This window comes from Flavobacterium gilvum, assembly GCF_001761465.1.
Taxonomy (GTDB): domain Bacteria; phylum Bacteroidota; class Bacteroidia; order Flavobacteriales; family Flavobacteriaceae; genus Flavobacterium; species Flavobacterium gilvum.
Genome location: NZ_CP017479.1, coordinates 628,476 through 654,817, shown reverse-complemented (window position 1 = coordinate 654,817; position 26,342 = coordinate 628,476). Strand labels below are relative to the sequence as shown.

Here is a 26,342-nt window from a genome sequence, read left to right as displayed (position 1 = left end):
TAAATTTATTTAATATCTTTTAATCGTAATTGAATGCTCACCTTGTCATTCCACTCGTTTTCATCAATGCAATATACGGCTTCAAATTCTTTTTGATCTGAAGTTAACGTTATTTTATTACCCAATCCAAAACCAATGGCAGCCAATCCTTCGGAACGATTTTGACGCACAAACAATTTTAAATGTTCATTATCGGTTCCTAATTTTTGAGCATAACCAGTATCTTTCACATTTTTGGTCAGGAAAACAGGAGTCATATTTTGCGGGCCAAAAGGTTCGAATTGTTTCAAAATCCGAGATAATTTTGGAGTTATATCAGAAAAATTGATTTCGGAATCAATAGTGATTTCCGGAATCAACAAGTCGGGATGAATGGTTTCTTCAACCACTTTTTCGAAAGCATTTTTAAACGCCAGATAATTTTCTTCCTTCAAAGTCATTCCAGCGGCATACATATGTCCTCCAAATTGTTCCAGATGTTCCGAACAGGCTTCGAGGGCATTGTAAACATCGAATCCTTTTACCGAGCGTGCCGAAGCTGCATATTTATCACCACTTTTGGTAAAAACCAACGTCGGTCTATAATAAGTTTCTATCAGTCGGGAAGCCACAATTCCAATCACGCCTTTGTGCCAGTCTTCCTGAAAAACAACGGTTGTGAAACGTTCTTTTTCATTGTTTTCAGAAATTTGTTCCAAAGCTTCTTTGGTAATTTGTTTGTCCAAATCTTTTCGATCACTATTGTATTGTTCAATTTCGGAAGCAAATTGTTGTGCCTGTTCAAAATTAAATTCGGACAATAATTCTACAGCGTGATTTCCGTGCTTGATGCGTCCGGCGGCGTTAATTCTTGGAGCAATGATAAAAACGACATCAGTAATGTCGAGTGTTTTCTTTTTTATTTGATGAGTCAATGCCTTAATTCCCGGTCTCGGATTGGAATTAATAACTTGCAATCCAAAATAAGCTAAAACTCTGTTTTCACCTGTCATTGGCACAATATCTGCGGCAATTGCCGTAGCGACCAAATCCAGATAAAGAGATAAATCTTCAATGGTTTGGTTCCGATTTTGTCCCAACGCCTGAATCAGTTTAAAACCCACTCCGCAACCGCACAATTCATCATAAGGATAATTACAATCTTCGCGTTTGGGATCTAAAACGGCAACGGCTTCGGGTAAAAATTCTCCCGGTCTGTGGTGATCACAAATGATAAAATCGATGTTTCGTTCTTTTGCGTAAGCGACATGATCGATTGATTTTATACCACAATCCAGAGCAATAATTAAAGAAAAACCGTTGTCATCGGCAAAATCAATTCCTGCGTAAGAAACGCCATAACCTTCGTTATAGCGATCAGGAATATAAGTTGCAATATTGGAATAAAACGTTTTTAAGTAGGAGGAAACCAATGAAACAGCCGTTGTTCCATCGACATCATAATCGCCAAAAACAAGGATATTTTCGCCTTTTTCAATTGCTTTTTCAATACGTTCGACGGCTTTGTCCATATCCTTCATCAGATAAGGATCGTGCAAATCGTTTAAACTTGGCCGAAAAAAAAGTTTGGCCTGTTCAAAAGTTTCAATGCCTCTTTGAATTAACAAAGTGGCGATGAATTCATCTATATTCAGGGCTTGGGCAAGATGTTTTATTTTTTCTTCAGATGGTTTTGGCTTTAGTGTCCAACGCATTTTTGTGGGGATTTTAGAGTGCTGATTTTTAATATTTATGCGATAAACTATTTTAAGGCCAAAGCTTCTCCTTCAAATTGAATTCCGTTCCATCCAGTTTTCATGAAGTTACGGATGTTTTGGTGATTTGTTCCATCGGGATCACCCAAAACTTCATCAAAATAGATTGCTCCAAAACAAGCTAACGTTTCTTCTTGAGATAAATTTTGCAATTGTGCAAAAGCAAATAATTTGCAAGAGCCTGAGTTTTGCCCTGCTTCGTTCTTTTGTTCACCGTTTTTAAAAGCAGTTGGTGTAAAATTGTAATTTTCTTCGATTGTTGCAATTGTCTCTGCAAATGTTATTGTTGTTGGGTTTTGTTTTAGTTTTTCTAAAAAGGTATTCATAGTCATATTTGTGTATTTATTCTTCTTTTTGAAATTTATTCTTTTTGGCTTCTTTTACAATTGTTTTCCCTGCAACGACTACGACAATTTCACCACGAGGGGCAGTTTTTTCAAAATGTGCCAAAACTTCACGAGCTGTTCCGCGTACATTTTCTTCGTGCAGTTTGGACAATTCCCGGCAAACGCAAATTTGTCGGTCTTCGCCAAAATAAGTAATAAATTCGGCCAATGTTTTGACCAGTTTGTGCGGAGAAACATAGAGAATCATTGTTCGGGTTTCCTCTGCAAGTTCTATATATCGAGTTTGTCTTCCTTTTTTTTCGGGCAAAAAACCTTCGAAAATAAATTTATCATTGGGCAAACCGCTGTTCACAAGAGCCGGGACAAAAGCCGTTGCTCCGGGCAGGCATTCTACAGCTATTCCGTTTTCGATACAGGCTCGAGTCAGCAAAAAACCTGGGTCGGAAATCGCCGGTGTTCCCGCGTCTGAAATCAGTGCAATGGTTTCTCCTCCTTTCAATCTCGAAATTAAATTCTCGATTGTTTTGTGCTCGTTATGCATGTGATGACTGTGCATATGCGTGCCAATCTCAAAATGCTTGAGTAATTTGCCGCTCGTTCTGGTGTCTTCGGCAAGGATTAAATCAACTTCTTTAAGAATCCTAATGGCTCGAAAGGTCATGTCTTCGAGATTGCCGATAGGAGTTGGTACGATATATAATTTTGACATTTTTTTTGCTTAAAGAGAGGATTTAAAAATTATAAAAGGATTAAAACGACAGGAATTTTTTCTCGATTATTTCCATAAAACGATGCTCGTAATCTTCTTTTCCTTCCCAATTATTATAATCCGGTTTTACCATTTCGTCAATAAATGCTTTGGTTTCTGGATAGTTGTCAAATGTAATAAGTTGACTTACCACACGATTGTAATCTTCATTGTCGCCAGCAAAAAGATGCTTAACAAAAGCTATTCTGTCGTTGAGTCCTATGTTGATTTCTTTGGCTAATTTATCATTCAGTGTAACCGTTTTTGGTTCTGCTTTTTCTAATGCTTCTTGTGCTGTATTAGCAACAGACTCTTTTGGGATATCAAACGAAGAAGTCGATTTATTAGTATTCGTTTCTGTTTTTTTATCAGAAGAGGAAACTTTTACAAAATCAGGAGCTGTGTAATGACCGCTAAGAAGGTCGTCAAAAGAGATTTGTACCGCTTCTTTTTTCTTTGGAGTTTCCGGTTTTGGAGTTTCAACAGGTTCAGTTTCTATTTTGTCGAGCGTGAATAAAGGCTTTTCAACAACGGTTTCCTCTTTTATTTCTTCTACAGTTTCAACAGTATCCGAAGTTGGGAGTTCTTCGATAGCAGCTGTTATTTCTTCCTGCTCAATAGTATTTTCTTCTTCTTTTATTTCTTCAACAGTAACAGAAGTGATTGCTGCATCCTCTATGATTTCAGCCACAGGTTCTTCTTCTGCTGGAGGAGCAATGGTTGGCGGTTTTTGAAATTCGGGAACGGAAATGGTTTCGAAAAATGCTTTCATTTTCTCCACAACTTCTGCTTGGCCAATTGTTGGTTTTGCATCCGAAAAATGTTCCTCAACAAATCGTAAAATGGCTAATTTTTCATATAATTTTTGAGTCTCCAAAAACAATTGATTGATATCGGATTTATTTTTAAGTTGCAAAATTCTATGAGCAATGCTGATTAAGTCGGCTTCCAATTTTTTTTTCATGGCATCAGGAATTATTGTGAATATGGCTTTATATGAAATTCTTCTTTAGTTGTTAATTGCCGGGGTGGAATAAAATTCTTTTTTATTTTGAAATAAGACCTCTCAAATTTTCGTTTTGATAAAAATTATCTACTTTTGAATCGAGGTAAAACAGATGTTTACCCGAGCAATTTATTACGGTTACAAAGTAATAAAAACTATTCATTTTTTAAGCTAGAAAAAGATAAAATGTTTCTCGAAAACACAGTAAATCATAAAGAGCAGTTTGGTTGGATTGAAGTCATTTGTGGCTCAATGTTTTCGGGAAAAACCGAAGAACTCATTCGTAGGCTGAAAAGAGCGCAATTTGCCAAACAAAAAGTTGAAATTTTCAAACCCGCAATCGATACCCGCTACCACGAGGAAATGGTGGTGTCTCACGACAGTAACGAAATTCGCTCTACGCCTGTTCCCGCAGCGGCCAATATTGCTATTTTGGCGCAAGGCTGTGATGTTGTTGGAATTGATGAAGCGCAGTTTTTTGATGACGAAATAGTAACGGTTTGCAACGACCTTGCCAATCAGGGAATTCGTGTTATTGTTGCCGGTTTGGACATGGATTTCAAAGGGAATCCTTTTGGGCCAATGCCTGCGCTTATGGCTACAGCCGAGTATGTTACCAAAGTGCACGCCGTGTGTACGCGAACCGGAAATTTGGCGAATTACAGTTTTAGAAAAAGCGACAACGATAAACTCGTAATGCTAGGTGAAACTGATGAATATGAGCCATTGAGCCGCGCCGCTTATTATCACGCAATGCGAAAAGATGAAGAATCAAAATAAAACAATAAACCCTCTCAAAACTTATATTTGAAAGGGTTTGTTTGTAATTTATTGTTGTTTCAACCTTTTAAAATCTTCGATATATAAACCTTTTGCAGTATTTGTAGGGTTGAATGCAGTAAGGTTGTCAATTTTTAAAGGCAAAGAGGCGTCGGTGGTTTTTGCTGTAGTTCGCAAAGTTTGGCCCGTAATTAATTCGATGGCTTTCTTTAAACAAGGATCTTTTACGTTCCCAAATTCAACCAGATTTAAGAAAGTGCTATAAGGATTAATTTCGTAATCAGGTGTAATTCTCGCTGGATTTACATCTTTATCTTTGTTATAATATGAAAAGGTAATGGGTTGCAATTGCCATTTGTGTTTGGTGCTTCGATTGGCGTAGGACGTATAACCATAAGCAGGAGAATCGTATAATGTGTTAGAGCCTACAAATTTGCCAACTGTTTGTTCACCTATTGTTATTACGCTAATGTATTTTTTTAGGCATTGTATGGTAAGCTCACTCGCAGAAGCGGTTTGAAAACTTACCAACACATATATTTTTGTCAAAGCAAGGCTGTTTATACTTTCTTCTCTCTGAAAAGTTGGGTGATTATCAACTAAGTTAAAAATATTTACTTTATCGGAAAGATTTTCAAAGCCATCTTCACTATTGTGTTTATCATTGAAGTCTAAGTAAATATAAGGTTTATTGGTAAAACTGCCGTTAATCATTTGTGCCAAAGCAACTGCCGTTTCTAATGAGCCGCCTCCATTATATCTTAAATCTAAAACCAATTCGTTAATTCCATCCGATTGCATTTTGGCGAAAGCCAAATTGAGTTCATCATTATAATCTGATTTGAAACCATTAAAAACCAGATAACCAATGTTCTTTCCTCCATATACTTTCTTTTCATAATAAGCAATTGGATTTTCGTCAATTTCGGTTTTTGTTATGGTCACAGTTCCTGCTTTATCGGTGGTTACCATACTATTGTTTGTAAATTGCACGCTTGCTGCCAAAGTAATTGTGATTTGTGTGTTTTCTAGTTGGTCATAATTACTTGAAGTAAGCGGGCTTCCATTTATTTTTGTAATAACGTCGCCTCTTTTCAATCCCGCCAAAGCAGATGGTGAGCCTGGTACAATGTAGTTAATTAAGGCTACCATATTTGTATTGGATGCATCTTTAGGATAAATTCCATAGCTAAAGCCACCTTTTTTTTCGACTTCAGCAATTTTTGAACCGCTTACTATTTCATTGCTATTTTCAATCCAAGAAAATCTATCAATAGTCCCTCTTTGATATAGGAGTGAATAAAAAAGTGCATCGGGAGTTTTTCCGTTAATAAAATTGGTATATGCTGCAGTAGAGGTGATTTTGCTGTCGGACAAATCGGGAACGTTGGGTTGCCAGTAGTACCAGGAATTCATAGCTTTCCAAACAAAGTCGTTAATCTCGTCTGGCTTGGTAGCTGCGGTTTCATTTGAGTCAGAATCCTTGCTGCAAGCTGTAAAGATCAATCCTAGAAGCAATGTTGTAATAATATATTTTGATTTCATTATTTTTACAATCTTAATTTAAGTTAAATTTGTGGGTGTAAAACGCTAAAAGTATGAAAAATAATATTCCCAAAGTCGTCTTTTTATTGTTTTCTTTCGGAATTTTTTTTCTTTTTTCCTGTTCCAGACAACTTTTAGATATTCAAAATCAAACTTATAAAAGTTATAACAGGAATAGTGAGAAAGGATACGTGGTCAGTTTTAAATTAAATAGCACTACTGTTATTCCTAAATCGGTTGTGATTAATGGTATTGTTCAGGATATATCCGTGGCAAATAAAATTGGAGATACTTACCAAGTAAATGTAATTGCACAAACTACCATAATCCGTAATTATCAGGTAAAATTAGATAAAAATGAAAATGGAATTTATTTTGAGAAAAATTCCATTATATTTTTTCAACCTGTAAAATTTAAATTAATCACCGATTAATTTTCTTAATGCTTGTCCGCTATGTAGCCTAAAAGCCGAAGATGGATCACGGATTGAACGGATAAAACTGATTGGTACAGATTTCTTTGACTGTTGAAATTTCACCATATAAGTCATTTAAGGTCATATAAGCTGACATTAAGTATGTAAAAAATTTGTGAGAATTTGTGTAATTTGTGGCTTAAATCTCAATTAGGTTAAATTACGGACAATCATATAATTTCAAAAGGATTCTTAACTTTTAATAAAACTCTAAAATAAGCACTATTCCGTTGCTATTTTTTATAACTTTGATGTAAAATTAACTGCGATGGACTTACAAACAAGGAAAATAACGTTTATTCAAGAATTTCTTTCTATTCAGAATGAGGAAATCGTAGCTCGTCTTGAAAATTTTCTAAAGAAAGAAAAGAAGAATTACGCAGATAAAGAGTTTCGTCCGATGACTATTGAAGAGTTAAACAGAAGAATTAACCGTTCTGAACAGGATTCAATCAATGGGAGACTTACAGAAATGAATGATTTTTTAGCTGAAATTGAAAAATGGGATTAAAAATCTATTGGACTGATTCAGCTAAAATTGAGGTTAAATCGATTTATGTTTTTTTTAAAAGAGAAACAAGTGCTGTTGTTGCAAAAAAATTCATAAAAGAAATCACGGACCAAGTTAAACTATTAATTGACCAACCTTATCTTGGGAAGGTTGACCAGCAATTAATTGGTAGTTCAAGAGAATTTAGACATTTAATTTACGGTAATTACAAAATTATATATTGGTTAAATATAGATAATGACCAAGTAGAAATTTGGGATGTTTTCGATTGTCGCCAAGAACCTTTAAAAATTAAAAGAACGAAATAATTCTTTCAAATATCCCAAGATTTTTTTAATATCCTACCTTCCAATTCAAATGAATTTATCCCTAAAAAAAATCATTTCAATTCTTAATACCCAAGAAATTGGAACACCAGATGATTTAACAATCGACAACATTTCCATCGACAGCCGTTCTTTGCAAAATAATGACAAAACGCTTTTTTTTGCATTGGTCGGAAACAATAATGACGCCCATATTTACATAAAAGATTTGATGCTCAAAGGAGTTCGTAATTTTGTGGTAACTCATATTCCCGAAGGTCTCGAAGGCAAAGCCAATTTTTTGGTTGTCAAAAACACTTTGGAAGCCTTACAGCAAGTTGCGGCGTATTACCGAAGTCTTTTTGCCTTTCCGATTATTGGAGTAACGGGAAGTAACGGAAAAACAATCGTAAAGGAATGGCTCAATTTCTTGTTGAGTCCCGATTATAATATTATCCGAAGTCCAAAGAGTTATAATTCTCAGGTTGGGGTTCCGTTGTCGGTGCTCGCTATAAATGAACAACATAATCTTGGGATTTTTGAAGCCGGAATTTCGACTGTTTCCGAAATGGATAAATTGGAAAAAATCATTCAACCTACGATTGGGATTTTAACCAATATCGGTTCTGCCCACGATGAAGGTTTTGAAAGCACCGAGGAAAAAATCAAAGAAAAAATGCTGCTTTTCCAACATTCTAAAGTAGTAATTTTTCAAAAAAATGAATTGGTAGATAAATGTTTGGAATCTTTTAGCGGTTATATTCCCCCTTCGGGGGCTAGGGAGATTTTTTCTTGGTCTTTTACGGATAATTCTGCGACAGTTTTTGTTTCCAAAAAAGAGCATACTCACGAAAATATACATATTGAATATACATATAAAGGAAACGTTTCGGACTTGAAAATTCCTTTTGTGGATGATGCTTCAGTCGAAAACGTGATTTCCTGTTTATCAGTTTTACTGTATTTGGAATATGATGAAAAAACGATTCAGAATCGAATTGAATTGTTGTATCCAATGGAAATGCGTTTGAAAGTAAAAAAAGGAATCAACAATTGCAGTTTGATTGATGATAGTTATAGTTCCGATTTTCAGTCTTTGAAAATTGCCTTGGATTTTCTCGAAAGCCAAAAACAGCATCAGAAAAAAACAGTAGTGCTGTCTGATATTTTTCAGAGCGGATTGTCTAACGAAGTATTGTATTCTAAAGTAGCCGAGTTGATTGTTTCCAACGATATCAACCGTGTAATTGGGATTGGAGATACGATTTCTATATTGAAAACAAAACTTCCGAATGCTGTTTTTTTCAAAGACACTAACGAATTTTTAGTGCAATTGGAGCAATTAAATTTTGAAAACGAAACGATTTTGATAAAAGGAGCAAGATCGTTCCAATTTGAAGAAATAGTGTCGGCGCTGACTGAGAAAACTCACGAAACCGTTCTTGAAATCAATCTGAACGCAATTAGTCATAATTATAACTTCTTTAAATCAAAACTAAAACCAACAACCAAAATGATGGCGATGGTCAAAGCGTTTGGTTATGGAAGCGGTGGATTTGAAATTGCAAAATTGCTGGAACATCACAAACTAGATTATCTCGGAGTGGCTTTCGCCGATGAAGGAATTTCGCTGAAAACGGCCGGAATCAAATTGCCAATTATGGTTTTGAATCCTGAAAATACTAGCTTTTCGGCTATCATTCAGCATCAGTTGGAACCGGAAATTTACAGTCTGAAAGGATTGAATGCGTTCCTTAAAATTGCCGAACAAAAGAAATTAAAAGACTTTCCTATTCATATAAAGATGGATACCGGAATGCACCGTCTCGGTTTTGAGGCCAATACGATAGATGATTTAATCGCCACTTTGAAAGGAAATCAAACCGTCAAAGTGAAGAGTATTCTGTCTCATTTGGCGACAAGCGATGACTTGCAACACAAAGATTTCGTATATTATCAAATAAATTTATTCGAAAAATTATCTTCTAAATTAATGACCGAATTGGCGATTAACCCGATTCGCCATATTTTGAACACTTCCGGCATCAGTAATTTTCCCGAGGCGCAATATGATATGGTTCGTTTGGGAATTGGTCTTTATGGCGTTTCCAATGATTCGGAGGAACAAAAATACCTTGAAAACGTAGGAACATTAAAATCAGTTATTTCTCAGATTAGAACGATTCAATCCGGAGAAAGCGTTGGTTACGGCAGACGATTTATGGCAAACAGAGAATCGAGAATTGCCACAATCCCGATAGGTTACGCCGACGGAATTTCGAGACATTGGGGAAATGGCATTGGATTTGTAACCATTAAAAACAAAAAAGCACCTGTTCTTGGAAGTGTTTGCATGGATATGCTAATGGTAGATGTAACCGAAATTGACTGCAAAGAAGGAGACTCGGTTGTTATTTTTGGCGAAAGCCCAACCGTTTCCTATATGGCAGAACAATTGAAAACCATTCCGTATGAAATTTTGACCAGTATATCTCAAAGGGTTAAGAGAGTTTTTTATAGGGAGTAGGTTTTTTTTGGGTTAATTACTAATTACTTTTCCCCTAATAATTCCTAAAAAACCACTATATTCGTTTTATAAATAACTAACCAAAATCAAAATATTATGGGATTTATAAGTGAATTCAAAGCCTTTTTGATGAAAGGCGAAATAGTAAATTTGGCAACCGCCGTAATCGTTGGTGGTGCTTTTGGAAAAATTGTGACCTCTTTTACAAATGACGTTTTGATGCCGCCTATTGGATTATTATTAGGAAAGGTTGATTTCAAAAACCTGAAAATCGTTCTACAGGAAGGGGTTCCCGCAGTAATGGAAAATGGTGCTGAAAAAGCCCCTGCTATTGCCGAAGTAGCTCTTAATTATGGTGCTTTTATTCAAACTGTTTTTGATTTTGTAATCATTGGTTTCTGTATTTTTATTGTATTGAAAGCCTACGAAAAAACTAAAAAACAAGAAGTTGTTGCAGAAGCTCCGCCAGCAGGTCCAACACAAGAAGAATTACTAGCTGAGATTAGGGATTTGTTGAAGAAATAGATTTTTTAAAAGATTCTAAGACTCTAAGTTTCTAAGAGGCTAAGATTTTGCTAAAGAAAGTTATTATAGTCACGGTTTTGACTCTTGGATGTTAAGTAAAAAAAACTTAGAATCTTAGCATCTCAGAAAATCAGCAACTTAAAAAACATGCCGCTCTACACTATATATTCTAACTAAACCACTCTGAAAAGGGGTGGTTCTTTTATTTTATAAGAAAAGATTCTAAGTCTCTAAGAGGCTAAGACAAAAGTTAGAACCTTATAGTTCGGTTATTGAATTTTTCGATTTTTTTTGTAATCGCTAAAAAGCAGAAAAGTTGTAGTTAGCCCAGATGGTAGCGGCATCCTGTGGTCTCGGGGTTCGGGACCACAGATAAAGCGAACAGCTGGAGGATTCTTGAAAGAAAAAACAAATGTTCTGCTACAAAAAAAACTTAGCATCTTAGTATCTCAGCAACTTAAAAAGGTTTGTTTGTTTTATAACAATTTGTTAATTTTTGTGAAGACGCTTGTTATGTTTTGAATAATACATACTTTTGTGCATCAAAAAAATAAAAGAATTTAAAATATATACAATGAAACTAGCAGTTGTAGGGGCTACCGGAATGGTTGGCGAGATAATGTTGAAAGTATTAGAAGAAAGAAATTTTCCATATACAGAATTAATCCTTGTCGCTTCTGAGAAATCAGTAGGGAAAGTAATTGAGTTTAAAGGACAAAAACACACTGTAGTGGGATTGCAAACCGCTGTTGATATGAAAGCCGATATCGCTGTTTTCTCTGCCGGAGGAGGAACTTCATTAGAATGGGCTCCAAAATTTGCTGCTGCAGGAACAACCGTTATCGATAATTCATCGGCTTGGAGAATGGATCCGACCAAAAAATTGATTGTACCGGAAATCAATGCAAACCAATTGACTAAAGAGGATAAAATCATTGCAAACCCAAACTGCTCGACTATTCAAATGGTGTTGACTTTGGCTCCTTTGCATAAAAAATATAATGTAAAACGAGTAATCGTTTCTACTTACCAATCCATCACGGGAACAGGTGTAAAAGCGGTTCAACAATTTGAAAACGAAGTTGCCGGAGTAAAAGGTGATATGGTTTACAAATATGAAATCAACCGTAATTGTATCCCACAATGTGATGTTTTTGAAGATAACGGATACACTAAAGAAGAGATGAAATTGGTTAAAGAAACCAAAAAAATCTTAAGTGATGATTCAATCAAAGTTACTGCTACTGCAGTACGTGTGCCGGTTGTAGGCGGACATAGCGAAGCGGTAAACGTTGAATTCAGTAATGATTTTGATGTAAACGAAGTTAGAACTATTTTGAGCCAAACGGAAGGAATAGTAGTTCAAGACAATTTGGATACTTTTACTTACCCAATGCCAAAATATGCTGAAGGTAAAAATGAAGTTTTCGTAGGACGTATTCGTCGTGATGAAAGTCAGGCAAATACTTTGAACATGTGGATTGTTGCTGATAACCTGAGAAAAGGAGCTGCAACAAATACTATTCAAATTGCTGAATATTTAGTAGCCAATAATTTGGTATAAAACCATTTTAATAATTTCCTAAATCCGATTAACTTTAAATAATTATTAAGTTAATCGGATTTTTTCTTTTGTATAACTACCTTTGCTTTGGATGAAAAAAAGGCAAGTCATACTCAATTCTTTTCTGGCATTGGCAATACTATTTGCAATGCTGTTTCAGTCAGTGCATAGTTACGAGCATTTGGCACAACAACTTTCTGAAAAAAAATGCCATCATACCTATTCATCCAAACATGAAATTACGCATCAACATCATAATTTTGATCATTGTTATGTTTGTGATTTTAAGATAAGTAATTTTATTTCTGCCGAAATTGCTTCTTATGAATTTCAGGAAGTTATTATACCCTTTGGATGTACTTTTTCCAAATCCAAACAAATTACCGAATTTTTTAAAGGAAGTCTTTTTGCTCTGCGGGCGCCTCCTTTTTTTATTGATTAAATTTTTGACATAAGAACTCAATGTTTTTTGTGTATTTGCTATTTAACAATAAAATAAATTTATATGAAAAGATATATAGTTGCCCTATTGGTGGGAATTACCACTTTTTTGCAGGCACAAAATTCAATAACAGGGAAAGTTACCGATTCTAAAAATAATCCTTTAGCAGGAGTTATCGTCGATGCTTCAGAATTGCATAAATCAACAAAAACCGATGTAAATGGTAATTATACTTTGAGAGAACTCCCAAATGGTGGATTAACACTTGTGTTTTCATCGATAGGATTTGAAACTCAAAGTAAAAAGATTGAAAAAGCACAGAACACCCATACACTCGATGTAGTTATGGCAGAATTGGCTTTCCAAATGGATGAGGTTATTGTCTCAACTCCTTTTTCCAAATTACAATCTCAAAACGTGATGAAAATTGACCGAGAAAGTGTCAAAACGATGCAGGAAAAAGGGAGTGCCACTTTGATAGAAGGTTTGGCGACAATTCCTGGCGTTTCGCAGGTTTCTACGGGAACATCAATTGGAAAACCCGTAATCCGGGGGTTGAGCGGAAATCGGGTTTTGGTTTATACTCAGGGAATTCGATTGGAAAATCAACAGTTTGGTGACGAACACGGACTGGGGCTCAACGATTCTGGAGTAGAAAATGTCGAGGTTATAAAAGGTCCCGCGTCCCTTCTTTATGGCTCGGATGCGTTGGGAGGAGTTTTGTTTTTTAATCCCGAAAAATTTGCTTTGGCGAATACGTTTCAGGGAGATTTTGGGCAGCGTTTGTTTTCAAATACGCTTGGAGCGAGTACAACTTTGGGTTTGAAAACATCTACTGATAATTGGAAATATTTGATAAGAGGCGCATATAATACTCAATCCGATTATAAAATTCCCGATGGTGATCGTGTAACCAACACCCGTTTTCAGGAAATGGATTTCAAGGCCGGAATTGGTTATAGTAATGCCAAATTTTCGAGTATTTTAAGATATAACTACAACAATCTAGATGTGGGAATTCCCGAAGACGGAATTGCAGACCAAACTACGAGCAAGAAAACAACTTTTCCCAAACAAGGTGTTTTCAATAATCTGCTTTCGCTGAATAATACTTTGTTTTTCAGTGATTCAAAATTGGATATAAATTTAGGATATATCCGAAATGATCGAAGCGAGTTTGAAGACAGTAATATTGCTGTTTTACACATGATTTTGAACACATTTGATTATAATGTCAAATACTATTTACCAAAATTGGGTAAAGTAGAAACCATTGTTGGTGTTCAGGGAATGTCTCAGGAAAATAAAAATCTGGCTGATGAGTTTTTGATTCCAAACGCAACGACAAATGATTTTGGTGTTTTTGGAACCGGGATTTACAATTGGGATGAAAGCTCGTTACAGGGAGGACTTCGTTTTGATTACCGAAATTTAGTTTCAGAAGAACATGGAGTAGTTGGCACCGAAGGATATTTTTCGGCACTCAATAAAAACTATGACAGTTTCAATGCTTCGTTGGGATACAAAACCAATTTTGCCAAGGATTTGTCTTTCCGATTGAATACAGCAACGGGTTTCAGGGCACCGAATTTGGCTGAATTGTCATCCAATGGCGTTCATGAGGGGACTTTTCGTTATGAAATAGGAAATCCCGATTTGAAAACCGAACAAAACCTGCAAACCGATTTGGATCTGGAATACAAAAGCACCCATTTTGAGTTTAGTGTGAGTGGTTTTTATAATCACATCAACGATTATATTTATTCGTCGCCCACAGGGGAAGAACTTGATGGATTTAAGGTGTATGATTATATTCAGAATAATGCCAATTTGTATGGAGGAGAAGTCGCGTTGCATATTCATCCTCACCCTTTGGATTGGTTGCATTTTGAAACTAGTTTTGAAAATGTTACTGGGAAATTACAGGATGGAGGTTATTTGCCTCAAATTCCGGCCAATAATTGGGATAACACCATAAGAACCAATTTTAAACTAGGTAATTGGATTGAAGACGCTTTTGCCACCCTGAATGTTTCGACAACTTTCGCCCAAAAGAAAGTAAGCGGTTTTGATATTCCATCGGATGGTTATACGCTGCTGAATATGGGTTTTGGAGGCAAAGTAAAATTGGGAAAAATTGCTTTTGACCTAAACCTGAACGGGAACAATTTACTGAACAAAACGTATATTCCGCATTTATCCCGACTGGCAACATCAGGAATACCCAATCTGGGAAGAAATTTTGTTTTGGGAGCGGCTTTTAAATTTTAAAAGGAAATTATTTACCGCAAATTCGCAAATTATAAAACTTCAATTAGTTCTTAATTTGCGAATTTGCGGTCATTCTTTTAATACTCAATCTTGCCGATATGCTTCATAACGCTCACAATCTTGTCTTTTCTTCGGTTGATGTAAGAGGAAGAGCTGGTGGCTTTGTATTTTCTGGGATTGGGCAAAATGGCAGCGATTCCTGCGGCTTGCTGTAAGGTGAGGTTCGATGCGTCTTTTCGATACCAGTGTTCTGTTGCAGCGTAGGCTCCATAAACGCCGTCACCCATTTCGATGCTGTTGAGGTACACTTCCATAATTCTTTTTTTACCCCAAATAACTTCTATTAAAACCGTAAAATAAGCTTCGAGGCCTTTTCGGAGATAGCTTCGGCCTTGCCAAAGAAAAACATTTTTGGCGGTTTGTTGCGAGATTGTGCTTCCGCCTTTTATTTTTCGGCCTCTTTCATTGTTTTTATAGGCTTTTTGCATCGCGATAAAATCAAAGCCATTATGCGTTAGGAAAGTTCCGTCTTCACTGGCAATTACCGCTTTTTGTAAATTCATGGAAATATTTTCGATGGGCTCCCAATCGTGGCTGAAATGAATTTCCTTTCCAGCAGCTTTGTTCTCAAAATAGCGGATTACCATTAAGGGAGTAAGTGGAACAGGTACAAATTTAAAAAGGACTACAAAAGCTATTGAAATAGGAAAAAACCATAAAAAAATTTTTAGTAGAAATGAAAATACTATAGCTATAAAACCTTTCTTGGCTTTCTTGGCGGGTTTTCTAGTTGTTTTTTTGGGAGTTATTTTGGTTGCCATTTTTTAGTTAAATCTGCTAATTCTGTTCCTATTAAACTTCCGATTGCCACTCCCATTCCACCAAGCCGAACGCCAAAATACACGTTTTCAGATAGTTGGGATACAATCGGTTTTTTGCTGTTACCAATGCCCATAATTCCGCTCCAGCGGTGCTCGATTTGGACTTCCTGGTTGGGCAAAATTACTTTTTTTAATAAGTCCTCCAATTTTTTTTGGATAATTTCTGTTTGACCAAATTCGGTCGTAGTTTCGGTGTCAAAATCCAGGTTTCTGCCGCCACCAAGTAGTATTCGATCTCCAACATTTCTGAAATAGTAATAGCCTTTGTCCAAATGAAAAGTTCCTTTTATATCCAGATTAGGAATTGGTTTTGTGATTAAAACCTGAGCCCTTGCTGGTTTTACGGCACCTTTGGTTAGTTCGTCGGCAAAACCATTGGTGGCAAACAATAATTTTTTGGTAGTAAAACTAAAATCACCAAGTGCAACTTCGACATTATTTTCGTTATCCAGAAAAGAAGTAACGGTTTGTTGATTGAGAATTAAAATATCCTGCTCAACCGCTTTTTTCAGAAGTGACTGCATCATATTTCCGGTGTCAATTTGAGCTTCAAAAGGGTTGAAAATCAGATATTCGTTAATGCCGCTAAAATCAAATCGATCTAATTCTTTGGCATAAACATCGGTTTTAAAAATTGGTTTAAGTACTTCATTTATAAAAGGCAATTTATTCGAACATTCCTGAAAACTGCTTTCATCCTCTTTTAAAAAAAGTTCATATCCGCCATAAGGTTTGAAATCGATAGTCGCATCTCCTAAATTTTTTCTCAATATTTGAAGTCCGTTCCATCTTTTTTGAATGAGTTGGACAACATCTTCTTCGGTATGAGTTTTTAAATCTTCGATAATTTCTGAGATACTCCCAAAGCAGGCAAATCCAGCATTCTTAGTGCTTGCTCCTTCCGGTAAGATTCCTTTTTCGAGTATCAGAATTTTGCTGTTTGGGTATATTTCGCGTAAGCGTAATCCCGCGTGCAGGCCTACAATTCCGCTGCCTACGATAGTGAAGTCAATATTTGTGAACCAATTTTTTAATTCCCAATAGCTTAGCTGCATTTGATTTTTTTTTGATAAAATTAAATAAATTTTATAGTTTTTTTTGAATGTTGAGCTTTGAATGTAGTAACGGATATAAATGATTTTTTATGCCCGTAATGTGTTAATGTTTAAAAAAATATTGATTTGGCATCATAATTGCGCTGTAATATTAGACTTAAAAAACAAATCATTGCTTCGGATTGAAAGAATAAACCAAAAGAGTGGTCGGAGCCAATAAAAATAAATAAACGGTTATGTTTGAAAATATTGATGAACTTATTGAAATTAATTTAAAACTGCTTAATATGTCCAAATCACAATTTATGATGAGGATTAATTTTAAGGACGAATTCGGTTTTAATTTAAAAAACTCAAAATTGTTTGCCGAAATTTTAGAGCATAAGGGACTTATTGTGTTAGAAAAAAATCAAGGATTTCGATGTGATTTGACCGAAGCCGGAAGGCAGATTTTCCTGAGCGGAGGATGGATCAAATACAAACAGACAATCGAATCTTTAGCAAAATATAACGATATGGCCACAATGGATTCCCATGTCAAAAAGATGGAAAAATCATTTATAAAAAAGATTACGGTTGCTGGAATTATTGTACTTCTGTTGTGTTTTTTTATTACACTGTTAACGGTTGAAATTTTTATAATTCATTAGTCTCTCAAAAGATTTTAATACTGACTGGATTAAAGAAGAATTCGTTCTTTTTTAATCTTTTTTTATGAACCATAATTTATTCAAATTGAGAATTATAGTATTATATTTGAGATCTGAATATGAATTTTAAATAATTATGAAAAAAACGCTCTTTTTAATGTTAACAATGATGAGTTTGACAGCAAATGCCCAAAATGTAATGACTCCCGAATTACTCTGGAAATTGGGTAGAATTACCCCATTAGGAATTTCAAAAGACGGGAAAAATGTTGTTTACAAAGTATCGATCCCCTCAGTTGAAGAAAATAAATCCAGTTCCAAATATTTTACCGTTGTCATCAATTCCGGTGCTGTAACAGAAATTAAAGATACCAAAGATGTTTTGGTAGATAAAAATGTTTCTCCAGACGGAAAATACATTGTTTACAACGAAGAGGTGAAAATTGATAATGTTTTGGGGAAAGACTTTTATCCTAATCTTGATAAATCTGATGCTCAAATCTATAATGGTCTGGATTATCGCCATTGGGATACCTGGAATGTTGGGAAATACAATCATGTATTTTTTAAAGAAAACAAAGAAGGATCACAAGGAATTGATATTTTGAAAGGTGAACGTTTTGACAGTCCGCAAAAACCTTTCGGAGGTGATGAGGATTACAATTGGTCGCCAGACGGAAAAAGCATCGTATATGTTTGCAAGAAAAAAGCGGGTACAGAATACGCTCTTTCTACAGATACCAATATTTATGAATACAATTTAGAATCAGGAAAAACCATTAACAGAACCGAAGGGAATTTTGGTTATGATACTGCGCCACAATTTTCTCCAACAGGAGATTTGACTTGGCTGCAAATGAAACGCGACGGTTATGAGTCGGATAAAAACGATTTGATTGTTAGTTACAAAGGAACCAAAATTAATCTTACGGCGAATTGGGATGGAACGGTTAGCAGTTTTAAATGGAGCAATGACGGGAAAAAGATTTATTTTATAGCGGCAATTGATGGGACTTTACAAGTTTTTGAGGTTAATTTTCCTGGCTTGACCAAAATTGCTATTACCGTAAAACAAGTTACAAATGGCGATTTTGACGTACATGATTTGGTTGGATTCTCCGGAGATAATTTGGTTGTTACCAGAAACGATATGAATCATGCGGCGGAAATTTTCCTGTATAATTTGAAGAAAAATACTTGGAAACAATTGACAAATGTAAATACAGATGCCTATTCTAAATTAGCATTAAGTAAAACCGAAAGACGTTATGTTACAACAACAGACGGAAAAAAAATGTTGGTTTGGGTAATCTTGCCTCCAAATTTTGATGCTTCCAAAAAATATCCAACGCTTTTATATTGCCAAGGAGGGCCACAATCTCCATTGACACAATCGTATTCTTTCCGTTGGAATTTTCAATTAATGGCTGCCAATGGTTATGTGGTTGTAGCTCCAAATCGTCGCGGAATGCCGGGTCACGGAGTAGCGTGGAATGAGCAAATCAGTAAAGATTGGGGCGGACAGGTTATGGACGATTATCTTTCAGCTATAGATGATGTAGCCAAAGAAAGTTATGTGGATAAAACTCGTTTGGGTTGTGTAGGTGCTAGTTATGGTGGTTATTCTGTGTTTTATTTGGCCGGAATTCATAAAAACAGATTCAAAACTTTTATTGCACACGATGGTGTTTTCAACACACAAAGTATGCTTGGAACTACCGAAGAGGTTTTCTTTAATAATTGGGATTTTGGTGGTCCTTACTGGGAAAAAGATAATGCTGTTGCACAAAAAGCATATACTAAATTCAATCCTATCAATTATGTTCAAAACTGGAATACACCCATTTTGATTATTCAGGGAGGAATTGATTTCAGGGTGCCAATAGGACAAGCACAAGAAGCTTTTCAGGCAGCACAGATGCGTGGAATAAAAAGCCGATTGCTTTATTTCCCTGAAGAAAACCACTGGGTTCTGAAACCTCAAAATGCTCAGGTTTGGCAAAAAGAGTTTTTTAAATGGCTTAAAGAAACTTTGTAATTTGAAGTTGATTATTATTTTTGCAACATTTTCGTAACGATTTGTTATTTGTCGATACTTATTGCAAAACCTTAACTTATTTTAAAGATGTATAAATTACCAATTAAATTGTTTTTTATTGCGACAACCCTTGTTGTAGGTTCTCATTCGATGGAAGCTCAAGACGGATTAGTCAATTCATTGAAAGTAAATGCAAGCGAGAAAAGCGCAGAAAGTTTCAAGTTTACCGATGTAATTAATTTGGCTAATACTTCCGTAAAAAATCAGGGTTCTTCTGGAACTTGCTGGAGTTATTCCACAAATTCTTTTTTGGAATCCGAAATGATTAGAATGGGAAAACAGCCTGTAGAATTATCACAGGTTTTTTCGGCACGAAACGCTTATGTTGAAAAAGGAAAAAATTATGTTCGTATGCATGGTGCCGTAAGTTTGGGAGACGGTGGTGAATTGCATGATGTAATTAATATGTACAGAAAATATGGTGCTGTACCACAATCAGTTTATACGGGTTTGAATTATGGCACTTCGAAAAATAAGTTTGCTGAGATGGCTAGTTTGACAGAAGCAATGCTGGCTGCCATTGTAAAAAATCCTAATGGGGAATTAACGCCAAATTGGGAGAAAGCTTATGCTGCTGTAATTGACTCTTATTTGGGGCAAGTTCCAGAAAATTTTACATACAAAGGGAAAAATTACACACCACAAACTTTTGCCAAAGAAGTAGTAGGAATCAATCCAGATGAGTATGTTGAATTTGCATCGTATGCAAATGTTCCTTATTACACAAAAACAATGATGATGGTTCCAGATAACTGGTCATTTGATTTGGTTTACAATATTAAGATGAACGATATGACAACTATCATTGACAATGCGTTGAAAAACGGTTATACTGTTGCTTGGGCATCGGATGTGAGCGAAAAAAGCTTTAGTTGGAAAAACGGCGTTGCTTATGTTCCTACTAAAAAGTTTGATGATATGACTGCTGTTGAAAAGGAAAATATGTTTAACGGTCCAAAATCAGAATTGGAAATCACCGAAGAATTGCGTCAGAAAGCATTTGATAATTATCAAACCACAGATGATCACGCGATGCATATTGTAGGGATTGCCAAAGATCAAATGGGGAAAGAATATTATATCGTGAAAAATTCATGGGGAGCAACCAATGATTATAAAGGTTATTTGTATGTAAGCAAGAATTTTGTGAAATACAAAACAACTTCGCTGATGGTTAATAAAGGCGGTGTTCCGTCTGATATTATTAAGAAAATAGGGGTGTAAATTATTTTGCTCTCTTTTTGAATAGGAGTGGGATGTTTAATTTTTTTTTTAAAAACATCGTTGTACCACCCCGGCTTTGCTTCACCTGTTCGCTGTCGCTCGGGTCAGCCACCCCTCCAGAGGGGGATTAAAAACCTGTCATGAGTTAATTATGACAGGTTTTTTATTGATTTTTTTGGGTAATATCTTGTTGGTCACAAAAGGTTTTGATTTGCATGCGTGAGGGCAATGTCATTAAGTTAAGCTTTTTTTATGTCATTTCGACGGAGGAGAAATCACTTAAGGTGAGTCTCTAGTGAGATTCCTCGTGCCTCGGAATGACAAAACGATGGTTTTTTATCCTTAACTTAAAGACATTGTGCGTGAGGGATAGGAGCTAGCTACCGAAGTAGCGCGGATAGCCCGACAGCAGCTAGGAAAAAGGGTAATGACGACAAAGTATGTGGCCCTTTTTTCTAGATGGTGGCACGCCCTAAGGAAATAAATTTTTTTGGAAGTAATTTGTGGGTATAAAAAAAACCCATTCGGTTGAGAATGGGTTTTGGTATTGGATTTATTATTCAGGATCATTCATTTTGAAGCTTTCCATGAAAGCCGTGGTGTAATCTCCTTCAATGTATTTTGGGTCATCCATCAATTGTCTGTGGAATGGAATGGTTGTTTTGATACCTTCGATTACGAATTCGTCTAATGCTCTTCTCATTTTACTGATAGCTTCTTCACGAGTTTGGGCTGTAGTAATTAATTTGGCAATCATAGAATCGTAATTTGGCGGAATCGTATAACCTGAGTAAACGTGAGTGTCTAGACGTACTCCGTGACCACCTGGCATATGCAAAGTAGTGATTTTTCCTGGAGACGGTCTGAAGTCGTTGTATGGATCTTCGGCGTTGATACGACATTCGATAGCGTGTAATTGTGGAAGGTAGTTTCTTCCTGAAATTGGCACACCAGCAGCAACTAAGATTTGCTCGCGGATTAAGTCATAATCAACAACTTGTTCTGTGATAGGGTGCTCTACTTGGATACGTGTGTTCATTTCCATGAAGTAGAAGTTTCTGTGTTTGTCTACCAAAAATTCTACAGTTCCCGCACCTTCGTATTTTATGTATTCGGCAGCTTTTACGGCTGCGTCTCCCATTTTTGTACGCAATTCGTCGGTCATAAATGGAGAAGGAGTTTCTTCGGTCAATTTTTGATGACGACGTTGAACGGAGCAGTCTCTTTCTGAAAGGTGACAGGCTTTACCGTAAGCATCACCAACTACTTGAATTTCGATATGGCGAGGCTCTTCGATTAATTTTTCCATGTACATCCCATCGTTTCCAAAAGCTGCAGCGGCTTCCTGGCGGGCACTTTCCCAAGCTTTGGAAAGATCTTCTTCTTTCCAGATAGCTCTCATCCCTTTTCCACCACCACCGGCAGTAGCTTTCATCATTACTGGGTATCCTATTTTTGCAGCGGTTTCTTTAGCATCTTCATACGAATCTAAAATTCCTTCGGAACCTGGTACACATGGGACACCTGCTTCAATCATTGTGGCTTTTGCAGATGCTTTATCACCCATTCTGTCAATCATTTCTGGAGACGCTCCGATGAATTTGATATTGTGTTCCTGACAAATTTTAGAAAATTTTGCGTTTTCGGAAAGGAATCCGTAACCGGGATGAATTGCGTCTGCGTTTGTAATTTCAGCAGCTGCAATTATATTGGACATCTTTAAATAAGACAAGTTACTTGGAGCAGGTCCTATACAAACGGCTTCATCTGCAAATTTCACGTGTAAGCTCTCTGCATCGGCTGTAGAATAAACGGCAACAGTTTTGATGCCCATTTCTCTGCATGTTCGGATAACGCGAAGTGCAATTTCTCCTCTATTTGCAACTAGTATTTTTTTAAACATATTTTTTAAAATTAGATAATTAGACAATTTAGATAATTAGACAAATGGGTATCGGAAATAAATCATGATTGCAGTAAATATTTACTATAAACCACAGAAAAATTAAATCTAACCCTGAAATCTAAAATCTAAAATCTAAAATTAAGACGGATCTACTAAGAATAATGGTTGGTCAAATTCTACTGGAGACATATCGTCAACCAATATTTTTACAATTTTACCAGATATTTCAGATTCAATTTCATTGAATAATTTCATGGCTTCGATAACACAAAGGACGTCACCTTTTGCAACAGCTTTACCAACTTCTACAAACATTGGTTTGTCTGGAGCAGGTTTTCTGTAAAAAGTTCCAATCATAGGTGATTTTATCGTAATGTAATTAGCGTTTTCGGCAGCTGGGGCTTCCGGAGTAGCTGCAACTGGAGCAGCTGCTATTTGTTGTGGTACGACAGCTTGAGGAAGTGCGTTTTGTACAGGCAATTGTTGAACATAGGTTGCTTCTGTAACGTTTCCTTCCAAAGTGGTTCTGATGGTGATTTTAACATCATCCATTTCTAATTTTACTTCTGCAACACCTGAATTTGCTACAAATTTGATTAGATTTTGAATTTCTTTTAAATCCATAATATTTCGGTTTTAGTTTTATTTATTTTTTGTCGTAGGCCCAAGTTAAGTAAATCGATCCCCAAGTGAAGCCACCACCAAAGGCGGCAAAAATGATAGTATCTCCTTTTTTCAAAAGGTGTTCAAAATCGTAAAGCACTAAAGGTAGTGTTGCTGAAGTAGTGTTCCCGTATTTTTCAATATTCATCAATACTTTGGAATCTTCGAGGTTCATTCTGTGTGCTGTCGCATCAATGATACGTTTGTTTGCTTGGTGAGGAACCAACCAATTTACATTTTCATTGGTTAAATTATTTCTTTTTAAAATCAATTCACTTGCATCAGCCATATTGGTAACTGCATATTTGAAAACAGTTTTGCCATCTTGCATTATATTGTGTTGTCTGTTGTTTACAGTCTCTTCCGAAGCGGGTATCAAAGATCCTCCTGCTGGAATTTTAAGAAAATCGCGTCCTACACCATCACTCCTCAAATATTCATCCTGTAAGCCAAGTCCTTCGTAATTTGGTTCAAACAGAACGGCTCCGGCACCATCACCAAAAATAATGCAGGTGGCTCTGTCTGTGTAATCGACAATTGATGACATTTTATCGGCACCAATTAATAATACTTTCTTGTATCTTCCAGATTGAATGTAAGCTGCAGCAGTTGACATTCCGTAAAGAAAGCTCGAGCAAGCAGCTTGTAAATCGTAAGCGAATGCGTTTGTGGCGCCAATTGCAGTTGCTACATATACTCCTGTTGCAGCAACAGGCATGTCTGCAGTTGCAGTTGCCATTAAAATTAAATCTATTTCAAGTGGGTCAATATTTGCTTTTGCTATTAAATCTTCGGCAGCTTTTATAGCAAGAAAAGAAGTTCCTTTATCGGCGTCTTTAAGTATTCTTCTTTCTTTAATTCCGGTGCGAGTGGTTATCCATTCATCATTAGTGTCGACCATTGTTTCCAAAACTTTGTTTGAAAGAACAAAGTCGGGAACGTAACCACCAACTGCGGTAATTGCGGCTGTAATTGTACTCATTTATATGCGATTATTTATTGTCAAATGTTACCATTTGCAAAATTTTTAAAAGGCTTTAAAATTACAAAAAAAAACCAAACTAATGATTTTAGGGTTTCTTATTTGTGGTAAATTATAAACAACAAAAAAAACTCTCACGAAGTGAGAGTTCTAGTATTGTCTACAAAAACGTATTAAGCAAGAGCTACCTCAGATTTGTCGATAACAACTTGTCCTCTGTAGTACATTTTACCTTCATGCCAGTAAGCTCTGTGGTATAAATGTGCTTCTCCAGTGATTGGACATGTAGCGATTTGAGCTACAGTAGCTTTGTAATGTGTTCTTCTTTTGTCTCTTCTAGTTTTAGAGGTTTTTCTCTTTGGATGTGCCATTTTAGTATATTATTTATCCGTTAATAGATCCTTTAATTTGTCCCAACGCGGGTCTGTATTCTCTTCTTTTTCTTCTTTCTTTTGTTCTTCAATTGCTAATTCTTTCAGTTTTGTCAGAGCTTCGGTTTTCAGACTTCCGTCTTTTACTCCTGGATGTACTCTTCTTTGTGGTATCGAAAGGACAATCATCTCATATATATATTGAGCGATGTCAATTTCGAATTCACCAAAAGGCAATATCAGCAATTCTTCATTGTCGTTATTGAACGTGTCGCCAAATCGGACAATTAGTTTTAATTTTCCCTTTATGGGTAGATCAAAATCTTCGCCTGTTAGATCGCAAGGAACATTTATGGTTCCTTTGTGTTTGAAATCAATTTCAAATAGGTTGCTTTTTTTGTCAAAAACTACATTTACTCTGATGTCTGAATTTTGAAATTCATTATAATCAAAGATTTCAAAGAACGCATTATCTATTTGATATTCAAATTTGTGTTTCCCTAGCTTTAATCCTACGAAAGGAATTACATATTCTTTTGACTTGCTCATTTCAACAACAATTTGCCCTAAACTTCGGGAGTGCAAAGATATAAAATAATTAGAAATCCAATAATGTTATTCACCTTTTTTTGTTTATAACTGTTTTTCTTTAGGTTTTAAAGGCTTTTGGCTTATTTCGGCGTATTGATTTCTTGAATTATAAACGTCAATAGCAAGGTAAACTGCCTCTTTGAAGGAGTTATAATCGGCTTTGTTTTTCCCGGCAATGTCATAGGCAGTTCCATGATCCGGCGAAGTTCTTATTTTATTTAGCCCGGCAGTGTAGTTTACTCCGTTTCCAAAAGATAATGTTTTGAAAGGGATTAAGCCTTGGTCATGATAAGTGGCAATAATGGCATCGTATTTTTCATATTGATTGCTTCCAAAGAAACCATCAGCAGCAAATGGACCAAAAACTAAAGTTCCTTTGTCGAATAATTTTTTTAAGGCCGGTTTCAGTACTTTGTCGTCTTCAGTTCCAATAACGCCTCCATCCCCACAGTGCGGATTAAGTCCTAAAACTGCAATTTTAGGTTTGTTGATGCTGAAATCCTGAATTAAAGTTTGATTGATGGTTTCGATTTTCTTAAAGATTAATTCTTCGGTCAAATGAGAAGCCACTTCGTTAATCGGAATGTGATCGGTTAGTAATCCAACCCTCAGGTTGTCTTGTACCATCAGCATTAATGCGTCTCCTTCGAGTTCTTGATTAAGGTAGTCGGTATGTCCGGGGAATTTAAATGATTCCGATTGAATATTGTATTTGTTAATAGGAGCAGTCACCAAAACATCTATATCACCATCTTTTAGGGCTTTGGTGGAGGCAACAAATGATTTTATAGCATATTCGCCGACTTTTTCATCGTTTGTTCCAAAGTTCAAATCGATTCCTTCTCTCCAAAGATTCAATACATTGACTTTGCCGATAACAATTTGGTCCAATTTGTCAATGCCGTGTAAAGCGACAGATGATTCGAAGTTTTTTCGGATAAACGAAAGTATTTTTACGTTGGCAAAAATAACAGGGGTGCATAGTTCAAGCATTCGAGAGTCTTCGAATGTTTTAAGGACAACTTCGCTTCCAATACCGTTTAAATCTCCTATTGAAATTCCTACGATTATATTTTCTGCTTTTTTCATAATGGCACTAGTTATTTATTGCTAATTTTGA

25 protein-coding genes are annotated in these 26,342 nt (G+C 35.9%); 12 read left to right on the top strand and 13 right to left on the bottom strand.

Features of this window, described 5'->3' with window-relative positions; genetic code table 11:
* Positions 1-5: 5 nt before the first annotated feature.
* Genes recJ through EM308_RS02830 form a run of 4 tightly spaced genes read right to left on the bottom strand, consistent with a single transcriptional unit; the run spans position 6 to position 3,813 of the window.
* On the bottom strand, positions 6-1,694 hold the full coding sequence (gene recJ / locus EM308_RS02845) for a single-stranded-DNA-specific exonuclease RecJ (protein ID WP_035639824.1): 1,689 nt from the start codon (positions 1,692-1,694) through the stop codon (positions 6-8).
* Between the two features lie 47 nt (positions 1,695-1,741).
* A complete protein-coding gene (locus tag EM308_RS02840; protein WP_035639823.1) occupies positions 1,742-2,086 on the bottom strand; it encodes a HopJ type III effector protein in 345 nt (114 codons plus the stop codon).
* 10 nt (positions 2,087-2,096) lie between these two features.
* Positions 2,097-2,810: a 16S rRNA (cytidine(1402)-2'-O)-methyltransferase gene (gene rsmI / locus EM308_RS02835; RefSeq protein WP_035639821.1), complete on the bottom strand. Its 714-nt coding sequence runs from the start codon at positions 2,808-2,810 to the stop codon at positions 2,097-2,099.
* Positions 2,811-2,850: 40 nt separating this feature from the next.
* Entirely contained in the window at positions 2,851-3,813 is a 963-nt protein-coding gene (locus EM308_RS02830) for a hypothetical protein (protein ID WP_035639817.1), read from the bottom strand.
* A gap of 228 nt (positions 3,814-4,041) precedes the next feature.
* On the opposite strand from EM308_RS02830, the gene EM308_RS02825 reads away from it, so the two are divergent.
* The gene (locus tag EM308_RS02825) at positions 4,042-4,635 is read left to right on the top strand and encodes a thymidine kinase (protein ID WP_035639816.1); all 594 of its coding nucleotides are present in this window, start codon (positions 4,042-4,044) and stop codon (positions 4,633-4,635) included.
* A 48-nt stretch (positions 4,636-4,683) separates the two neighbouring features.
* Here EM308_RS02825 and EM308_RS02820 read toward each other — a convergent pair whose 3' ends face one another.
* Positions 4,684-6,180: a S41 family peptidase gene (locus EM308_RS02820; protein ID WP_051877874.1), complete on the bottom strand. Its 1,497-nt coding sequence runs from the start codon at positions 6,178-6,180 to the stop codon at positions 4,684-4,686.
* Positions 6,181-6,233: 53 nt separating this feature from the next.
* Between EM308_RS02820 and EM308_RS02815 the strand changes: the two genes are divergently transcribed.
* The 8 genes from EM308_RS02815 to EM308_RS02780 all read left to right on the top strand — a co-directional run bounded on the left by EM308_RS02815 (position 6,234) and on the right by EM308_RS02780 (position 14,801).
* Complete coding sequence (locus EM308_RS02815; protein WP_035639815.1) at positions 6,234-6,614, top strand: hypothetical protein; 381 nt, start codon at positions 6,234-6,236, stop codon at positions 6,612-6,614.
* A 310-nt stretch (positions 6,615-6,924) separates the two neighbouring features.
* Positions 6,925-7,167, top strand: coding sequence for a hypothetical protein (locus EM308_RS02810; protein ID WP_035639812.1), 243 nt, complete (start codon positions 6,925-6,927; stop codon positions 7,165-7,167).
* Entirely contained in the window at positions 7,158-7,475 is a 318-nt protein-coding gene (locus tag EM308_RS02805) for a type II toxin-antitoxin system RelE/ParE family toxin (protein ID WP_035639804.1), read from the top strand. Before EM308_RS02810 ends, EM308_RS02805 begins: the two co-directional genes overlap by 10 nt.
* 49 nt (positions 7,476-7,524) lie before the next feature.
* Positions 7,525-9,999 carry a bifunctional UDP-N-acetylmuramoyl-tripeptide:D-alanyl-D-alanine ligase/alanine racemase gene (locus EM308_RS02800; RefSeq protein ID WP_035639800.1) on the top strand — a complete coding sequence of 825 codons (2,475 nt, stop codon included), beginning with the start codon at positions 7,525-7,527 and terminating at the stop codon, positions 9,997-9,999.
* 96 nt (positions 10,000-10,095) lie between these two features.
* Complete coding sequence (gene mscL, locus EM308_RS02795; RefSeq protein ID WP_035639798.1) at positions 10,096-10,524, top strand: large-conductance mechanosensitive channel protein MscL; 429 nt, start codon at positions 10,096-10,098, stop codon at positions 10,522-10,524.
* 574 nt (positions 10,525-11,098) lie between these two features.
* A complete protein-coding gene (locus EM308_RS02790) occupies positions 11,099-12,088 on the top strand; it encodes an aspartate-semialdehyde dehydrogenase (RefSeq protein WP_035639797.1) in 990 nt (329 codons plus the stop codon).
* Between the two features lie 91 nt (positions 12,089-12,179).
* The gene (locus EM308_RS02785; protein ID WP_035639794.1) at positions 12,180-12,530 is read left to right on the top strand and encodes a hypothetical protein; all 351 of its coding nucleotides are present in this window, start codon (positions 12,180-12,182) and stop codon (positions 12,528-12,530) included.
* A 63-nt stretch (positions 12,531-12,593) separates the two neighbouring features.
* Positions 12,594-14,801 (top strand): TonB-dependent receptor, encoded by a 2,208-nt coding sequence (locus EM308_RS02780; protein ID WP_035639791.1) that lies wholly within the window; start codon positions 12,594-12,596, stop codon positions 14,799-14,801.
* Positions 14,802-14,878: 77 nt separating this feature from the next.
* On the opposite strand, the gene mtgA is transcribed toward EM308_RS02780, so the two are convergent.
* Both mtgA and EM308_RS02770 read right to left on the bottom strand, forming a co-directional pair.
* Positions 14,879-15,622 carry a monofunctional biosynthetic peptidoglycan transglycosylase gene (mtgA, locus tag EM308_RS02775; RefSeq protein WP_035639789.1) on the bottom strand — a complete coding sequence of 248 codons (744 nt, stop codon included), beginning with the start codon at positions 15,620-15,622 and terminating at the stop codon, positions 14,879-14,881.
* A complete protein-coding gene (locus EM308_RS02770; RefSeq protein ID WP_035639786.1) occupies positions 15,607-16,737 on the bottom strand; it encodes an NAD(P)/FAD-dependent oxidoreductase in 1,131 nt (376 codons plus the stop codon). The genes mtgA and EM308_RS02770 overlap by 16 nt, the downstream gene beginning before the upstream one ends.
* A gap of 236 nt (positions 16,738-16,973) precedes the next feature.
* Between EM308_RS02770 and EM308_RS02765 the strand changes: the two genes are divergently transcribed.
* The 3 genes from EM308_RS02765 (at position 16,974) to EM308_RS02755 (ending at position 20,709) form a co-directional block, all read left to right on the top strand.
* Positions 16,974-17,387 carry a hypothetical protein gene (locus tag EM308_RS02765; protein ID WP_035639784.1) on the top strand — a complete coding sequence of 138 codons (414 nt, stop codon included), beginning with the start codon at positions 16,974-16,976 and terminating at the stop codon, positions 17,385-17,387.
* Positions 17,388-17,523: 136 nt separating this feature from the next.
* Positions 17,524-19,425 carry a S9 family peptidase gene (locus EM308_RS02760; protein ID WP_035639782.1) on the top strand — a complete coding sequence of 634 codons (1,902 nt, stop codon included), beginning with the start codon at positions 17,524-17,526 and terminating at the stop codon, positions 19,423-19,425.
* A gap of 87 nt (positions 19,426-19,512) precedes the next feature.
* Complete coding sequence (locus EM308_RS02755) at positions 19,513-20,709, top strand: C1 family peptidase (protein WP_035639780.1); 1,197 nt, start codon at positions 19,513-19,515, stop codon at positions 20,707-20,709.
* Between the two features lie 556 nt (positions 20,710-21,265).
* On the opposite strand, the gene accC is transcribed toward EM308_RS02755, so the two are convergent.
* The 6 genes from accC to pdxA form a co-directional block, all read right to left on the bottom strand.
* On the bottom strand, positions 21,266-22,612 hold the full coding sequence (gene accC / locus EM308_RS02750) for an acetyl-CoA carboxylase biotin carboxylase subunit (protein WP_035639778.1): 1,347 nt from the start codon (positions 22,610-22,612) through the stop codon (positions 21,266-21,268).
* A 141-nt stretch (positions 22,613-22,753) separates the two neighbouring features.
* Positions 22,754-23,239, bottom strand: coding sequence for an acetyl-CoA carboxylase biotin carboxyl carrier protein (gene accB, locus EM308_RS02745; protein WP_035639776.1), 486 nt, complete (start codon positions 23,237-23,239; stop codon positions 22,754-22,756).
* A gap of 22 nt (positions 23,240-23,261) precedes the next feature.
* On the bottom strand, positions 23,262-24,260 hold the full coding sequence (locus EM308_RS02740) for a beta-ketoacyl-ACP synthase III (RefSeq protein ID WP_035639772.1): 999 nt from the start codon (positions 24,258-24,260) through the stop codon (positions 23,262-23,264).
* A gap of 173 nt (positions 24,261-24,433) precedes the next feature.
* On the bottom strand, positions 24,434-24,631 hold the full coding sequence (gene rpmF / locus EM308_RS02735) for a 50S ribosomal protein L32 (RefSeq protein WP_035639771.1): 198 nt from the start codon (positions 24,629-24,631) through the stop codon (positions 24,434-24,436).
* 9 nt (positions 24,632-24,640) lie between these two features.
* On the bottom strand, positions 24,641-25,180 hold the full coding sequence (locus EM308_RS02730; protein ID WP_035639770.1) for a YceD family protein: 540 nt from the start codon (positions 25,178-25,180) through the stop codon (positions 24,641-24,643).
* An 84-nt stretch (positions 25,181-25,264) separates the two neighbouring features.
* Positions 25,265-26,314, bottom strand: a complete 1,050-nt coding sequence (gene pdxA, locus EM308_RS02725; protein WP_035639767.1) for a 4-hydroxythreonine-4-phosphate dehydrogenase PdxA — start codon at positions 26,312-26,314, stop codon at positions 25,265-25,267.
* Positions 26,315-26,342 lie beyond the last annotated feature (28 nt).

Bases quoted from the DNA above. Each gene is read 5' to 3' on its own strand.
- recJ (WP_035639824.1), bottom strand. From the start codon at position 1,694: ATGCGTTGGACACTAAAGCCAAAACCATCTGAAGAAAAAATAAAACAT.
- EM308_RS02840 (WP_035639823.1), bottom strand. From the start codon at position 2,086: ATGACTATGAATACCTTTTTAGAAAAACTAAAACAAAACCCAACAACA.
- rsmI (WP_035639821.1), bottom strand. From the start codon at position 2,810: ATGTCAAAATTATATATCGTACCAACTCCTATCGGCAATCTCGAAGAC.
- EM308_RS02830 (WP_035639817.1), bottom strand. From the start codon at position 3,813: ATGAAAAAAAAATTGGAAGCCGACTTAATCAGCATTGCTCATAGAATT.
- EM308_RS02825 (WP_035639816.1), top strand. From the start codon at position 4,042: ATGTTTCTCGAAAACACAGTAAATCATAAAGAGCAGTTTGGTTGGATT.
- EM308_RS02820 (WP_051877874.1), bottom strand. From the start codon at position 6,180: ATGAAATCAAAATATATTATTACAACATTGCTTCTAGGATTGATCTTT.
- EM308_RS02815 (WP_035639815.1), top strand. From the start codon at position 6,234: ATGAAAAATAATATTCCCAAAGTCGTCTTTTTATTGTTTTCTTTCGGA.
- EM308_RS02810 (WP_035639812.1), top strand. From the start codon at position 6,925: ATGGACTTACAAACAAGGAAAATAACGTTTATTCAAGAATTTCTTTCT.
- EM308_RS02805 (WP_035639804.1), top strand. From the start codon at position 7,158: ATGGGATTAAAAATCTATTGGACTGATTCAGCTAAAATTGAGGTTAAA.
- EM308_RS02800 (WP_035639800.1), top strand. From the start codon at position 7,525: ATGAATTTATCCCTAAAAAAAATCATTTCAATTCTTAATACCCAAGAA.
- mscL (WP_035639798.1), top strand. From the start codon at position 10,096: ATGGGATTTATAAGTGAATTCAAAGCCTTTTTGATGAAAGGCGAAATA.
- EM308_RS02790 (WP_035639797.1), top strand. From the start codon at position 11,099: ATGAAACTAGCAGTTGTAGGGGCTACCGGAATGGTTGGCGAGATAATG.
- EM308_RS02785 (WP_035639794.1), top strand. From the start codon at position 12,180: ATGAAAAAAAGGCAAGTCATACTCAATTCTTTTCTGGCATTGGCAATA.
- EM308_RS02780 (WP_035639791.1), top strand. From the start codon at position 12,594: ATGAAAAGATATATAGTTGCCCTATTGGTGGGAATTACCACTTTTTTG.
- mtgA (WP_035639789.1), bottom strand. From the start codon at position 15,622: ATGGCAACCAAAATAACTCCCAAAAAAACAACTAGAAAACCCGCCAAG.
- EM308_RS02770 (WP_035639786.1), bottom strand. From the start codon at position 16,737: ATGCAGCTAAGCTATTGGGAATTAAAAAATTGGTTCACAAATATTGAC.
- EM308_RS02765 (WP_035639784.1), top strand. From the start codon at position 16,974: ATGTTTGAAAATATTGATGAACTTATTGAAATTAATTTAAAACTGCTT.
- EM308_RS02760 (WP_035639782.1), top strand. From the start codon at position 17,524: ATGAAAAAAACGCTCTTTTTAATGTTAACAATGATGAGTTTGACAGCA.
- EM308_RS02755 (WP_035639780.1), top strand. From the start codon at position 19,513: ATGTATAAATTACCAATTAAATTGTTTTTTATTGCGACAACCCTTGTT.
- accC (WP_035639778.1), bottom strand. From the start codon at position 22,612: ATGTTTAAAAAAATACTAGTTGCAAATAGAGGAGAAATTGCACTTCGC.
- accB (WP_035639776.1), bottom strand. From the start codon at position 23,239: ATGGATTTAAAAGAAATTCAAAATCTAATCAAATTTGTAGCAAATTCA.
- EM308_RS02740 (WP_035639772.1), bottom strand. From the start codon at position 24,260: ATGAGTACAATTACAGCCGCAATTACCGCAGTTGGTGGTTACGTTCCC.
- rpmF (WP_035639771.1), bottom strand. From the start codon at position 24,631: ATGGCACATCCAAAGAGAAAAACCTCTAAAACTAGAAGAGACAAAAGA.
- EM308_RS02730 (WP_035639770.1), bottom strand. From the start codon at position 25,180: ATGAGCAAGTCAAAAGAATATGTAATTCCTTTCGTAGGATTAAAGCTA.